Annotated in this window: 12 protein-coding genes; 3 read left to right on the top strand and 9 right to left on the bottom strand. The window is 64.0% G+C overall.

Going from position 1 to position 12526, the window contains the following annotated elements:
- Positions 1-18 precede the first annotated feature (18 nt).
- The 3 genes from AC4FS3_RS07095 to AC4FS3_RS07085 all read right to left on the bottom strand — a co-directional run bounded on the left by AC4FS3_RS07095 (position 19) and on the right by AC4FS3_RS07085 (position 3091).
- A complete protein-coding gene (locus AC4FS3_RS07095; RefSeq protein WP_283179314.1) occupies positions 19-798 on the bottom strand; it encodes an ABC transporter permease in 780 nt (259 codons plus the stop codon).
- A 3-nt stretch (positions 799-801) separates the two neighbouring features.
- Positions 802-1974, bottom strand: coding sequence for an ABC transporter permease (locus AC4FS3_RS07090; protein ID WP_491019940.1), 1173 nt, complete (start codon positions 1972-1974; stop codon positions 802-804).
- A 73-nt stretch (positions 1975-2047) separates the two neighbouring features.
- Complete coding sequence (locus tag AC4FS3_RS07085; protein WP_491019939.1) at positions 2048-3091, bottom strand: extracellular solute-binding protein; 1044 nt, start codon at positions 3089-3091, stop codon at positions 2048-2050.
- A gap of 280 nt (positions 3092-3371) precedes the next feature.
- On the opposite strand from AC4FS3_RS07085, the gene AC4FS3_RS07080 reads away from it, so the two are divergent.
- Positions 3372-4931, top strand: coding sequence for an aldehyde dehydrogenase (locus AC4FS3_RS07080; RefSeq protein WP_491019938.1), 1560 nt, complete (start codon positions 3372-3374; stop codon positions 4929-4931).
- A gap of 370 nt (positions 4932-5301) precedes the next feature.
- Here the strand turns inward: AC4FS3_RS07080 and pdxA are convergent, their stop codons facing one another.
- The gene (gene pdxA / locus AC4FS3_RS07075) at positions 5302-6315 is read right to left on the bottom strand and encodes a 4-hydroxythreonine-4-phosphate dehydrogenase PdxA (protein WP_283179318.1); all 1014 of its coding nucleotides are present in this window, start codon (positions 6313-6315) and stop codon (positions 5302-5304) included.
- 147 nt (positions 6316-6462) lie between these two features.
- Here pdxA and AC4FS3_RS07070 point away from each other — a divergent pair, with 147 nt between their 5' ends.
- The gene (locus AC4FS3_RS07070; protein ID WP_283179319.1) at positions 6463-7239 is read left to right on the top strand and encodes a DeoR/GlpR family DNA-binding transcription regulator; all 777 of its coding nucleotides are present in this window, start codon (positions 6463-6465) and stop codon (positions 7237-7239) included.
- On the top strand, positions 7236-8231 hold the full coding sequence (locus AC4FS3_RS07065; protein WP_491019937.1) for a four-carbon acid sugar kinase family protein: 996 nt from the start codon (positions 7236-7238) through the stop codon (positions 8229-8231). Before AC4FS3_RS07070 ends, AC4FS3_RS07065 begins: the two co-directional genes overlap by 4 nt.
- Here the strand turns inward: AC4FS3_RS07065 and AC4FS3_RS07060 are convergent.
- Genes AC4FS3_RS07060 through AC4FS3_RS07040 form a run of 5 tightly spaced genes read right to left on the bottom strand, consistent with a single transcriptional unit; the run spans position 8221 to position 12518 of the window.
- The gene (locus AC4FS3_RS07060; RefSeq protein WP_491019936.1) at positions 8221-8988 is read right to left on the bottom strand and encodes a hydroxypyruvate isomerase family protein; all 768 of its coding nucleotides are present in this window, start codon (positions 8986-8988) and stop codon (positions 8221-8223) included. The genes AC4FS3_RS07065 and AC4FS3_RS07060 overlap by 11 nt on opposite strands.
- A gap of 5 nt (positions 8989-8993) precedes the next feature.
- Positions 8994-9902, bottom strand: coding sequence for an L-threonate dehydrogenase (gene ltnD / locus AC4FS3_RS07055; protein WP_491019935.1), 909 nt, complete (start codon positions 9900-9902; stop codon positions 8994-8996).
- Positions 9903-9928: 26 nt separating this feature from the next.
- Positions 9929-10693, bottom strand: a complete 765-nt coding sequence (locus AC4FS3_RS07050; protein ID WP_491019934.1) for an SDR family NAD(P)-dependent oxidoreductase — start codon at positions 10691-10693, stop codon at positions 9929-9931.
- Positions 10690-11631, bottom strand: a complete 942-nt coding sequence (locus AC4FS3_RS07045) for a 3-hydroxyacyl-CoA dehydrogenase (RefSeq protein WP_491019933.1) — start codon at positions 11629-11631, stop codon at positions 10690-10692. The genes AC4FS3_RS07050 and AC4FS3_RS07045 overlap by 4 nt, the downstream gene beginning before the upstream one ends.
- On the bottom strand, positions 11631-12518 hold the full coding sequence (locus AC4FS3_RS07040) for an N-acyl homoserine lactonase family protein (RefSeq protein WP_491019932.1): 888 nt from the start codon (positions 12516-12518) through the stop codon (positions 11631-11633). The genes AC4FS3_RS07045 and AC4FS3_RS07040 overlap by 1 nt, the downstream gene beginning before the upstream one ends.
- Positions 12519-12526: the final 8 nt, after the last annotated feature.

Below are 12526 nucleotides of genomic sequence, written 5' to 3'. Positions count from 1 at the left end.
GCCGGTGAGAACGAAGAACTAGCGGCGGATGCTTTCGCTGCGGGCGCGAACGACTTCCGCAACGATCAGCATGGCGGTTGAGAAGAGGATCATCAGCACCGCTGCCGCCGCGATGGTCGGGCTGAGCATTTCGCGCAGACCAGAGAACATCTGGCGCGGCAGGGTGAGCTGTTCCGGCCCGGAAAGGAAGATCGCGATGATCAGTTCGTCAAACGACGTGGCGAAAGCAAAGATCGCCCCGGCAATGACACCCGGCATGATCATCGGCAGCACCACCTCGACAAAGGCCGTGAAAGGGCCAGCGCCGAGCGACATTGCTGCGCGCAAAAGCGAGTTGTCAAAGGTCTGTACGGCCGCCAGCACGGTGATCACCACATAGGGCGCGGCGATGATTGTATGGGCGATGATCAGACCCGTGCGCGAGTTGGTCAGCCCCACCGTGGCAAAGCCGAAGAACAGCGATGAGGCGATGACGATGGTCGGCACCACCATCGGCAAAGACAGCGTTGCGATCACGATTTTCTTGCCGCGAAACTCGGACATATGCAGACCGAAGGCCGCCAGAGTGCCCAGCGTGGTGGCGAGGAACATGGTGGCGATGCCGATGACAAAGCTGTTCCATGTCGCAAGCAGCCAGCGCGGCGAATGGAAGAAATCCTCGTACCAGCGCAGCGACCAGCCCGGGGTCGGCAGCGTCAGCACCTCGCCCGATGAGAAGGAAAGCGGGAAAATCACGAGGATCGGCAGCACCAGAAAGGCAAAGACGAAGATCGCGAAGATACGGATTGCAAGCATCATGGCTCAGCTCTTCCCCTTGCCCAGCGAGGGCATCAGCCGCCCTGCCACCAGCAGGATCAGCCCGGTAAAGAGCAAAAGCAGGAAGGAAAGCGCCGCCGCCATGCCCTGGTTGATCGTGTTATTGGTGAAATAGTCGATATAGTAGCCAATCATCTGATCAGTGATGCCGCCGACCAGCGCGGGTGTGATGTAAAAGCCCACGGAGAGCATGAAGACGATCAGCGCACCGGCACTGAGACCAGGCAATGTCAGCGGCAGGTAGATCAGCAGAAACTGTTGCCAGGGCTTCGCCCCGAGCGAGGCACCCGCCCGAACATAGTCACCTTTGATCCGCGCCATGACGCTCAGCAGCGGCAGGATGAAGAAGGGCAGCAGCACATGGACCATCGCGATATAGACCGCTGGCCTTGTGAAAATAATCGCCTTCGGCTCCGAGATCAGACTGGCCGCGCTCAGCAGACCGTTAATCACGCCCTCGCGCTGCAACAGGATGAACCATGCGGTCGAGCGCACGAGGATCGAGATCCAGAACGGGATCAGCACGCACATCATCGCTATCGCCTTGCCACGCCCCGTGAGGGTCGAGAGATACCAGGCGGCGGGATAGCCAATCACCACGGTAATCAGGGTCACCGCCGCGCTGATGAGGAAGGTGCGCAGAAACAGGCTGCGAAAGATTGCCTGATCCTCGCTGACCGGCACTATGGCGCCGCTGTCATTATAGCGCAGATCCAGCGCCCGCAGCACATAAGTGGCGGTATAGGGGCTGCCATGGAGTTTCAGCAGCCGCCAGATCTGTGGCTTTCCCCATTCCGGGGCAATTTCAGGAAGCGAGGTCGCGAAAGGCGCCTCCAGCTTATCCGCCCCGGAGCGGGTCTTTGTCAGCGTCGACCGCAGCCCGGTCGATTCAAAATTCAGCCGCCGCGTTAACGCCCCGAAAGCGCGATTGTCGAGCCCTGCCCCCATATCGGCGACAAGCGCCGCGAAGGCCTCTTCGGAGGGCATCCCCTCACCGTCCCAGGCGTCAAGCGCCAGCGTCGTGCGCGGCAGGGCGATGCTTATTTCGGGGCTGTCAAAGGCCCGTTTGATCGAAACCCCGATCGGAATGACGAAGCCGATCAGGATCAGCAATAAAAGTGGCGCAATCAGCAGCCATGAAACGGTCGTTTTGTTCACTTCGCCACCCGCGCCCCGCAGTCAGTTCTGGCAGGCGCGTCCTGAAGCGCGCGCCTGCCGGTTCATTCAGTGTTCAGCGCGCAGCCCAGGCCGCGAACCGCGCTTCCAGATCCTCACCATGGATAACCCAGAATTCGGTATTGATCCGAAGGCCTTCATCGGTGTGGTTCAGAACCATACCCGGATTGCTTTCGCGGATGACCGGATCCTCGTTCACCTCTTTATTCGCCGGCGAGATTGGCCAGATTTTCGCCTGTTCGCGCAACGGGCCGACATCGGTGATCCAGTCCAGCATCTTCATCGCCTCATCTTTCTTCGGTGAACCGGCGACCACTGCCCAGTAATCGACCGAATAGATCAGCGTGTTCCAGTCGAGCTGGTAGTCTTTCTTGTCTTCGCTCATCGCACGCAGGATACGACCGGTGAAGGCCAGCGCGAAGTCGACCTCGCCGCTGCCGACAAATTGCAAAGGCTGCGCGCCGGTATTCCACCAGACGACATGGCCTTTCAGCGTATCAAGCCTGGCGAAAGCACGGGCCACGCCCTCTTCCGTGGCGAGAACCTCGTAGACTTCGGCAGACGGCACGCCATCCGCAAGCAGCGCCGCCTCAAGCGTCATCTGAGCGGTAGAGCGCAGCGAACGCTTGCCGGGGAATGCCTCAACATCGAAGAACTCCGCGAAGCTTTGCGGTCCGGCGGCATGTTTCGACTTGTCATAGAAGACAGCCGCGCCCCAGCCCGCGCCGCCAACCCCACATTCCAGTGCGGTTCCGTCGATGAACTTGTCTTTTTTAACAATATCATAGTCGACAGCCTCGAAGATCCCGTCTTCACAGCCGCGCAGCAATTCCGGCTCGCCGATCATCTGGATGTCTTCGGTGACCTGACCGGCTTCGACCATGGAATAGATCTTGGCCAGCTCGCCATCGGACGCATCATCCTTGACCTTGATTCCCGTCGCCTCGGTAAAGCTCTTGAACAGCGTCTCGCGCGCCGCATCCTGATATCCACCGCCCGGCCCGATGATCACAAGGTCGCGCGCCTGCGCCCCTGCAGCAAAGCCGAGTGCCAGCGGCAATGCCAGCAGGACGGAGTTCCGGAGCCTCTTTTCTCTCATTTTGGTCACTCTCCTGTCAGAGGGCAGGCGACACACCGGCCCATTATCGCTATCCGGAATCAGGCGCTTTCTGCGGTCATCAGGTCGCATGGCGCCGGATAGTTTATATAGTAGCAATAATAATACATTTATGTATTTGGCAAGCAGATTTTGCTTCAGGCATGTCGCCAGCCTGCGGAAGCGGCCATGACAGCAGAGACAGCATCTTGCAGGGCAGATATATCTTAAGCTATATTGTAGCCACTATAATACATTTGCCACGCAAAACAGGACGGTTGCCATGCCTCTCTCCGACCCGACCGGGCCCTTCCAGCCGCAGGCCGCCAATCCCGCCATCCGTCCGACCCCGGCCCGCGATGGCATTGTCGAATACCAGCTCTATATCGACGGCGCCTTCACGCCCGCCGCTTCGGGCGGCCGAATCGAATCGACCGATCCGGTCTCTGGCGAAGTCTGGTCCACCATCGCCCGCGCCCAGAATGAGGATGTCGACCGCGCCGTCATGGCCGCCCATCGCGCGTTCAACGATCCCGCCTGGCGTGGACTTTCTGCCACGGCGCGCGGCGCGCTGCTGCGCAAGCTCGGCGATCTGATTGCTGAAAACGCCGCCTGGCTTGCCCAGCTGGAGATGAAGGATAACGGCAAGCTGATTGCCGAGCTGACCGTCCAGATGAACTACCTGCCGAATTACTACTATTACTATGGCGGCATGGCGGACAAATTGCAGGGCGCAACCATCCCGACCGACAAGCCCGGGGTAATCAACTACACGCGCTATGAACCCCTGGGCGTCGTAGCCTGTATAATGCCCTGGAACTCGCCCCTGCCCCTGATGAGCTTTAAGCTCGCGGCGGCGCTTGCGGCGGGCAATACCGTGGTGCTGAAACCGTCGGAATTCACCTCGGCCTCGACCCTGGAATTCGTGAAGCTGGTAGAGCTGGCCGGCTTCCCGAAAGGTGTGGTCAATGTGGTGACCGGCTATGGCCACGAGATGGGCGAGGCCCTTGTCGCGCATCCGAAGGTCGAGCGCATCGCCTTTACCGGTGGGCCGGTCGCAGGGCGGATCATCAACGAACAGGCCGCCCGCGCCATGAAACGGGTCACGCTGGAGCTGGGCGGCAAATCCCCGAACATCATCTTCGAGGATGCCGATCTGGATCAGGCGATCAAAGGTGCGGTTGCAGGGATCTTTGCGGCCTCAGGCCAGACCTGCGTGGCAGGTTCGCGCCTGTTGCTGCAGCGGTCCATCCATGATCGCTTTGTGGAAAGGCTGGTGGACTTCCTGAAGGATATCCGCTTCGGCCACCCATCGAACCCCGATACCCAGATCGCGCCGATCTCAACCGCGCCGCAGCTGGCAAAGATCGAGGAATATGTCGCCATCGCCACCGCCGAGGGCGCAAAGCTGGTGCGCGGCGGAAAACGTGCCGCTGTCGCAGACTGGCCCAACGGGCTGTTCTATGAACCCACGATTTTCACCGACGTGAAAAATTCGATGCGGATCGCGCAGGAAGAAGTCTTCGGCCCCGTCCTTTCGATCATCCCGTTTGAAGATGAGGAAGAGGCAGTGCAGATCGCCAATGACACCATCTTCGGTCTGGCCGCAGGGGTCTGGACCCGCGACCTCGCCCGCGGTCTGCGCATGACGGAAAAGATCCGTGCCGGCACGGTCTGGGTGAACAACTACCGATCCACCTCGATCACCTCGCCCTTTGGTGGCTTTGGGATGAGCGGCATCGGTCGCGAGGGGGGCATGACCGGCATCATGGAATATGTTGAACTGAAAAGTGTCTGGCTCTCGACGGGGGTTGAAATCCCGAACCCCTTCATCCGCCGCTGATCCGGTCAGCCCGCCCGCCGGATCGACATATTTCGACAGGCACCGCCTGGGCAAACCGCATGGTTTGCTCAGGCGCGTGGAGCCTTCACTGATGACTGTTCGAAATCATGCGTTGCCAGCTGAGACCAGGCCGCGGACGCTGCAACCCCCTTCAATCCGGGCGTTGTGACCGGCACGAGATATCGGCCTGCTGGTGGCGCCGAAACGGCGAAGCGCTCGCAGACCCTGCCGGCGAGGCTGCGGCTTCGCCGTCTGGCCTGGACCTGTTCCACGTCAGCACTCCTTCGGAGAGCAGGAGCGATTGGGACGGATCACAAAAACAGGTCAGGCGGAAACCAACCCCGAAAACGGGTTTCCAGGACGATATTGCTCATATCATCGTGAGGGCGTAATCCACCGCCTCGATCAGGCTTGATGCCTCGGCGATGCCCTTGCCGGCAATGTCAAAGGCAGTGCCGTGGTCGACCGAGGTGCGGATCACCGGCAGGCCGAGGGTCACATTCACCCCGTTCAGCGCCGTCCAGCGCCCGGTGGCCGGGTCAACCGCGAAGCCTAAGAGCTTCACCGGGATATGGCCCTGGTCGTGATACATCGCCACGACCGCGTCGAAATCCCCGCCGCGCAGCCGCACGAAGACCGTATCGCCGGGGACCGGCCCGAAGACTTTCTCGCCCTTCGCCTGGTATTCCGCAACCAGCGGCGCCGTCACGTCGATATCATGACGCCCGAAGATCCCTCCTTCGCCGGCATGCGGGTTCAGCGCGGCGATGGCCACGCGGGGCGCCGTCATCCCCATCCGCCTCAGCGTTGCCAGCGTCAGATCGGTGACATGGCAGATGCGGGCCGCCGTGGCGCGTCCCGGCACCTCCTCCAGTGCGCAATGGGTCGAAACATGGCTGACCCGCATGCCACCATGCGCCAGCATCATCACACTGCCCTTCACTCCGGTCAGATCGGCGAGCATCTCGGTATGTCCGGCATAGTGGCGCCCGGCGAGGTTCAGCGCCTCTTTGTTCAGCGGCGCGGTAACGATGCCGTCAATCCGCCCCGCCATGGCGAGGCGCACTGCGATGGCGATGGCCTGATAGGCCTGCTCCCCCGCCGCAGCCGTGATCTCACCCCAGCGGATCTCAGCGTCCGGCGCCGGGGTCGGCAGGATCGCGGCCCCTTGCAGCCCGGCAAGCTGCGCCTCGCTGATCACCGGCGGTGGCTGCAATCCGGTGACCTCCGCCGCCAGGGCGAGCGCGCCGGGATCGCCGATCACTACCAGTGCGAAGGCGCCCTGATCCAGCCTGTCCTGCAGATGCGCCAGCGTGCGCAGCGTGATTTCCGGGCCGATTCCGGCGGGATCGCCAAGCGTGATAGCAAGAAGCGGGCGGGACATTGGAACCTCGGGCTGCATCGAACTGAAATCTTTTGACATCATATGAAAGATATTGGAAGTATTTTCCGGCGCAATGTGGAATGTATTGAAATATTCGCCGGGCCATTCCAGAATAGCCCGCAACCCAACCGCACCGGAAAGAAGCCCATGCTGCCAGCCCTGCGCCAGGCCCGGATCATCGAATTCCTGCGCCGTGACGGGGCAGCGGGGCTGAAAGAGATGTCAGCCGCGCTCGGGGTCTCTGTCTCGACGCTGCGCCGCGATGTCGACATGCTTTTTGAGGCCGGGCATCTGGAACGCACACGCGGCGGCGCCCTGCTGACCGGCAGCCTGCGTGCCGGGCCAGAGCTCGGCCGCGCCATCGCTTCCGAGTTGGAAAGCGGGGCAAAAGCGGCAATCGGGCGCGAGGCCGCGCAGCTGATCCGCCCCGGCATGACCGCGATCTTTGACAGCGGCTCCACCACGGCATCGGCGGCGCGGGCGGCACGCGACAGTGGCACGGCCTTTACCGCCGTCACCAATGATCTCGCAATCGCCGCGACGCTGGCGGAGGCGCCGCAGATCCGCCTGATCGTCGCCGGGGGAGAGCTGCGCCCCGGTTCCGGCACGCTGATGGGGGCGGATACGCTCGATCTGATGCGGCGGCTGCGCGCCGATCTGGCTTTCGTCGGTGCCCATGCGGTCAGCGAGACCGAGATGTCGGATACTTCGGTCGAGCTGGCACAGCTCAAACGCGTGATCCTTGCCGCCGCCGACCGGCCAGTGCTGCTGGCGGACAGCTCGAAGATCTTCTCACGCGCCTTTTGCAGCTTTGGTCTGCTGCGACAGCTGGACCGGCTGGTGACGGATGACCGGCTGGGGCTTGATCAGCTGGCGGTGCTGCAACATGCTATTCCCCAGGTCGATCTGGCGGCACTTCCGTGAGGCTGCGGCTGATCGCGGATGATCTGACCGGCGCGCTGGATGCGGCGGCGCCCTTTGCACGCGAGGCCGCACCGGTGCGGCTGACGCTGTCAGCCGGCGGCGATACGCCTGCGCTGTGCCACAGCACCGAAAGCCGCGATCTGGCGGAACCGCTCGCCTGTGGGCTGGTGCGCGATGCCGCGCGCCGGATGGCGGACCCGTCGGCGCTCTGGTTCAAGAAGGTCGACAGCGTGCTGCGCGGCCACCCGCTGGCCGAGACGCTGGCGATGATTGCAGCCGGCGGTTTCGCGCGTTGCATCTTTGCGCCGGCCTTCCCCGAAATGGGCCGGATCACCAGGGAAGGGCGCCAGCTGGTGCAGGACGGCGGGACCTGGCGCGAGACCGCACAAGGCGATCTGCGCGCGGCTTTTGCCAGGCTGGCGCCCGAGCGCGAAATCCATGTGCCGGATGCGCAATACGCGGCGGAACTGCGCGCAGCCATCCGCCCCTGGACCGGGATGCGGGGCACGCTCTGGGCGGGAAGCCGGGGGTTGGCCGAGGCGCTGGCCGCCCCCTCATCGCCCCTGCCGCGCCCAGAGGTCGGGCTTTTCATCCTCGGGACAGCGCATCCCGCCACCCGCGCGCAGGCGGCAGCGCTTGCCCCCCTGATCCGTCCCGCATCAGGGGCCGGGCTCGACGCCGACAGCGCGAGACCTGTCCTGCTGGACCCGGTGCCGCTCAGCGCCGATGCGCGCGAGACCCATGCGCGGCTGCGCGACAGCCTCTCGCGTCTGCAGCCCGGCGGCGCGGGCGCGATTTTCGTGACCGGCGGCGATTGTCTGAGCCTTGTTCTTGCTCAGACCGGCACCGAAGCCCTCGACTGTATCGGCGAGGCCGGTCCGGGCATCCCTGTTTCGCGCGTCATCGGCGGCCGGTTCGACGGGCGTTTGCTGGTCTCGAAATCCGGCGGTTTCGGCGGCGCCGATCTGCTGACAGGCTTTCTCAGGCGCTGACGGGGATTTCGCGGAAGGCGGGCAGCCAGCACAGCGTCTCAGCAGTCGTCCTGCCGGGCCGGTATTCCGCCCCGATGGGTGCCGTCCAGCCAAGCGCGCCGATCCGCGCGAGCACCGCGCGATAATCCAGCTCGCCATGATCAGGTGCGCCCCGGTCAGGGACCGAGGCGATCTGGACATGACCAATCAGCGGCAGCAGGCGCTCGAACCGCCGGCAGATATCACCGCCGCAGATCTGCAGGTGATAGCAGTCGAACATCAGTTTCAGCGCCGGATGGCCGAGGCCTTCAATGATAGACGCTGCCTGTTCGGCGCTGTTGAGGAAATAGCCCGGCGCATCATAGGGGTTCAGCGGCTCGATCAGAATGGTACGACCGCCTGCCCGCGCGCAGGCAAAGGCAAGATTGGCGCGGAACGCAGCATCGGCCTCCGGCCCGGAAGCGATCCCGGCCATCACATGTACCGCCCCGGCGCCAATCGCATCGGCATAGGCGAGCGCTTCGAGGATCGCATCCCGCGCCTCTGCCTCGCGCCCGGGAAGCGCCGCCAGCCCGTTCTCACCCGACGCCCCGCGCCGCGTGTTGAGGCCGAGCATCGGCAGCCCGGTCTCCTCCAGCGCCGCCTTCACCTGGGCCGACGGTGTCTCATAAGGCCAGTGGCATTCGACCGCGTCGAAGCCGGCCTGTGCGGCGGCGCGGATCGCCTCGGGGAGTGGCAGATCGGCCCAGAGAAACCCGAGATTAGCAGAAAAGCGCATCCCGATCAGCCCCCGCTGCCGGGCAGCGTGATTCCGGCCCGCGCGGCGAGCACCTTCGCCACTGCCGCATCATCCTCACGCCCGAGCCCGGCACCTGCGGCTTCACGGAACAGGGCAAGTGCGCTGTCGGAAAGCGGCACGCTGGCCCCAAGCCCCAAAGCCGCGCCGGTCACGATGCCGAGATCCTTGACGAAAATATCCACCGCCGAATGCGGCGTATAATCGCCATCGGCGATATGCGGCGCGCGGTTGCCAAACATCCAGCTCATCCCGGCGCAATCGCCGATCACCCCGATCACCTCATGCAGATCGAGGCCGGCGGCGCGCGCCAGCACCATCGCCTCGGCCGCCGCCGCAATATGCACCCCAGCCAGCAACTGGTTGATCATCTTCATCTTTGACGCGGCCCCTGGTGCCGCGCCCAGCCGGAAGACCCTGCCCGCAATCGCGCCAAGCGCCGGGCCGGCCTTGAGGAACGCCGCTTCGGGGCCAGAAGCCATCACGCTCATCTCGCCCGCCAGCGCCTTCGCGGAACCACCTGAAACCGGGGCGTCCAGCGGCAGCATCCCGGCCTCGCGCAACCGGCGCGCCTGATCTTCGGCCCGCGCCGGATCCTGCGTCACCGAGACCGCGAAGACGGTGCCGGACTTTGCCGCCGCGACCGCCTGGCCGGTGCCGAACAGCACGTCCTCAGCCTGGTCGGCATTGACGACGAAAAGGAAGACCACCTCCGCCGCCGCGACTGCCGCAACAGCGGTCTCATGGGCGCAACCGCCCTGTGCGGCGAAATCCGCCCGCGCCTCGGGGCGGATATCAAAGGCATGGGTTTCCAGCCCGGCGCGCAAGAGCGACAAAGCCGCGCCACGCCCCATCGAGCCAAGACCGATCACGGCCACAGCACCCGTCCGGGTCATCATCTTCTCCGTTAAAAGGCCCGGCCTCAGCCGAGCGGTCTGCCGCCATCCACGGCGATCACCGTGCCGGTCGAATAGGTCAGAAGCCCCGCCGCCGCGACCACTGCATCGGCGATATGCTCCGGCTGCGCCAGATCGCCAAGCGGCGTGCGCGCGGCCTGCTCGTCGCGCCAGTCCTGGCTCAGTGATTTGACGAAATCGGTATCGACCAGCCCCGGCGCCACCGAAAGCACCCGGATCTTCGGCGACAACGCCCGCGCGAGCGAAAGCGTGATATTGTCGACCGCCGCCTTTGACGCGCAATAGACGATGTTCGACCCCATCCCCGTCCGGGCCGCGATCGAGGAGATGTTGACGATCACTGCCTTGCCGCCCGCGCCCCGGTCGGACGCATCCAGCATCGGTCGCATGGCGCGGGTGGTGGCGACCACACCTCGCACATTCACCGCAAGGATATCGTCGATGATCTGATCCTCCAGCGCGTCAAGATCGCCATGCGGCACGAAACGCGTAATGCCGGCGCAGTTCACCAGAATATCCAGCCCGCCAAACGCCGCGCGGATCTCTGCCGCAGCCTCTGCCAGCGCGGCGCTGTCGGTGACCGGCGCGCGCAAAGGCAGATGCCCCTCGCCCGGCATCAAAGCCGCCAGCGCCTCCGCCCCGGCGGCGGAACTGTTATAGCCAAGTGCCACCCGTGCGCCCGAGGCGGCGAGACCGATGGCGATGGCGCGCCCGAGCCCGCCGGTCGCGCCGGTGACGAAGGCGCGTTTGCCTGTAAGGTCGATCTTCATTTCGCGCCTTCCCGCGCCCTGAAAGCGGCGAGCCGCGTCAGGCGCCCGTCGCGCCAGGCCCTGCGGGCCGCAAGCTCGCCCTCCGGCAGCGCCGCACGGCGCTCGGCGGAGATGCGGGCGATAAGGTCAGCGGACCAGGGCTGCGGGTCGCGGCGCGATTCCGCTATGGAATGATAAAGCGGGCCAAGCCGCGCCGCGTAATCGGCCACCCCGCCCGGCGCGTTGAGGTCGATGGTCTCGAACGGCCCCATGAAAGACCAGCGCAGGCCGAGCCCATGTGCCACAGTCGCATCAATATCCGCCGCCGTCGCATAGCCCGCGTCATAAAGCGCCCAGGCCTCGTTCAGCAGCGCGCCTTGCAGGCGGTTCAGCACAAAGCCCTCAATCTCGCGCGTCAGCGAGACGGGGACCTGACCCACCGCCTCCATCAGCGCGCGGGTCGAGGTGACGGCATCCACGTCGGTCCAGGGCGCCGGCACCAGTTCCACCACCGGCACCAGATGCGGCGGGTTGACCGGATGCGAGATCAGGAAGCGATTGCGGTTCGCACAGTCTTCGGTGAAAGCCGAGGCCGGGATCCCCGATGAGGACGAGCCAACCACCGCGCCTGCCTTCAGCAGCGGGCCAATCTGACGGCAGACCTCTGTCTTCACATCCACCCGCTCAAAGACAGATTCCTGGATATAATCGGCGGGGCTGACGGCTTGCGACAGGCTTTCCACCACGCTGATCTTCGCCAGCGCGGCGCCTGCATCATCGGCCAGCCCAACCTCAGCCAGGTCGTTCAGTGCGGTCTGCGCCCAGGGGATCACCTTCGCACGGACCTCGGGCGACGGATCAAACACCAGCACCTGATGCCCGGCGCGGGCGAAGACCACCGCCCAGCCGGAGCCGACCAGCCCGGCCCCGACAATCCCTATTACAGCTTTTCCTGACATCATGCGACTTTCGAGGCCTCACCATCGGCGAGGCAGATTTCCGAGATGCGCAGCCCGTCTTTGGTGATGCGCGAGGGGAAGGTGTCGCGCAGCCGCTCCTCATGGACCGGGATCACACGATGCGCGTCATAGCCGGCCTGCTTCATCATCTCTTCCGTCGCCAGCACCAGATTGGTCTGACTGCCGACGGCGAGGCCGACCGGCACATAGATCTCGCCAGCATCGACAGCAGCCCCCGGGCCTTTCACGTTTTCAAAGACATAGACCAGATCGCCGGCCAGCACCCAGGGGTCTGCCGTCTGTGTCTGACCGTCATTCCGGACCGTGACCCACATCGAGCCATAGGTGTGGCTGTCTTCGGCCAGATGCAGATCGATCCCCGGCAGAACATTCTCGACGGCGCCATTGACAGTGATCAGCCGGCGGTCGCGTGCCAGCTCCACCCCGCGCACGATATCGCCGGGATCGACCGCGACCATCATCCAGCGCATCCGCTCGGGCAGCGACATCGCCCAGACCCATTTCGCGATCTCGCGCTCCTGGATGTAGAATTTGGCGTTGGGAAAGTCTTCGACATTGCCGAAATGGTCGAAATGCGCATGGGTGATGAAGACGGTATCGACATCTTCCGGCGTCAGCCCGATCCCGGCCAGAACCTCACGCGGGCTGCGCCAGTTCTCGACCTTGAAGCGGTCGCCCAGCGTTTTGCCGTAAGCCTTGTCATTATAGCCGACATCGACCATGGCGACGTGATCCTTGCCCTTGATCACGACATAGCAATAGGGAAGCTTCACATAGCCCTGGTTATGGGCGCCATAGAGTACGCCGCTCTTGTGATAGTCTTTCACGAACGAATATTCACAAACCCAGATCGAATAGTCGGACATCATTTCCT

It is taken from the genome of Pseudogemmobacter sp. TB195, from assembly GCF_058313095.1.
Note: the sequence above shows the minus strand (reverse complement) of the source record. Positions and strands in the feature narration are given on the sequence as shown.

Coding starts and splice junctions, on each gene's coding strand:
- AC4FS3_RS07040 (WP_491019932.1), bottom strand. CDS start 12,518: ATGTCCGACTATTCGATCTGGGTTTGTGAATATTCGTTCGTGAAAGAC.
- AC4FS3_RS07080 (WP_491019938.1), top strand. CDS start 3,372: ATGCCTCTCTCCGACCCGACCGGGCCCTTCCAGCCGCAGGCCGCCAAT.
- AC4FS3_RS07045 (WP_491019933.1), bottom strand. CDS start 11,631: ATGTCAGGAAAAGCTGTAATAGGGATTGTCGGGGCCGGGCTGGTCGGC.
- AC4FS3_RS07060 (WP_491019936.1), bottom strand. CDS start 8,988: ATGCGCTTTTCTGCTAATCTCGGGTTTCTCTGGGCCGATCTGCCACTC.
- AC4FS3_RS07085 (WP_491019939.1), bottom strand. CDS start 3,091: ATGAGAGAAAAGAGGCTCCGGAACTCCGTCCTGCTGGCATTGCCGCTG.
- ltnD (WP_491019935.1), bottom strand. CDS start 9,902: ATGACCCGGACGGGTGCTGTGGCCGTGATCGGTCTTGGCTCGATGGGG.
- pdxA (WP_283179318.1), bottom strand. CDS start 6,315: ATGTCCCGCCCGCTTCTTGCTATCACGCTTGGCGATCCCGCCGGAATC.
- AC4FS3_RS07050 (WP_491019934.1), bottom strand. CDS start 10,693: ATGAAGATCGACCTTACAGGCAAACGCGCCTTCGTCACCGGCGCGACC.
- AC4FS3_RS07070 (WP_283179319.1), top strand. CDS start 6,463: ATGCTGCCAGCCCTGCGCCAGGCCCGGATCATCGAATTCCTGCGCCGT.
- AC4FS3_RS07095 (WP_283179314.1), bottom strand. CDS start 798: ATGATGCTTGCAATCCGTATCTTCGCGATCTTCGTCTTTGCCTTTCTG.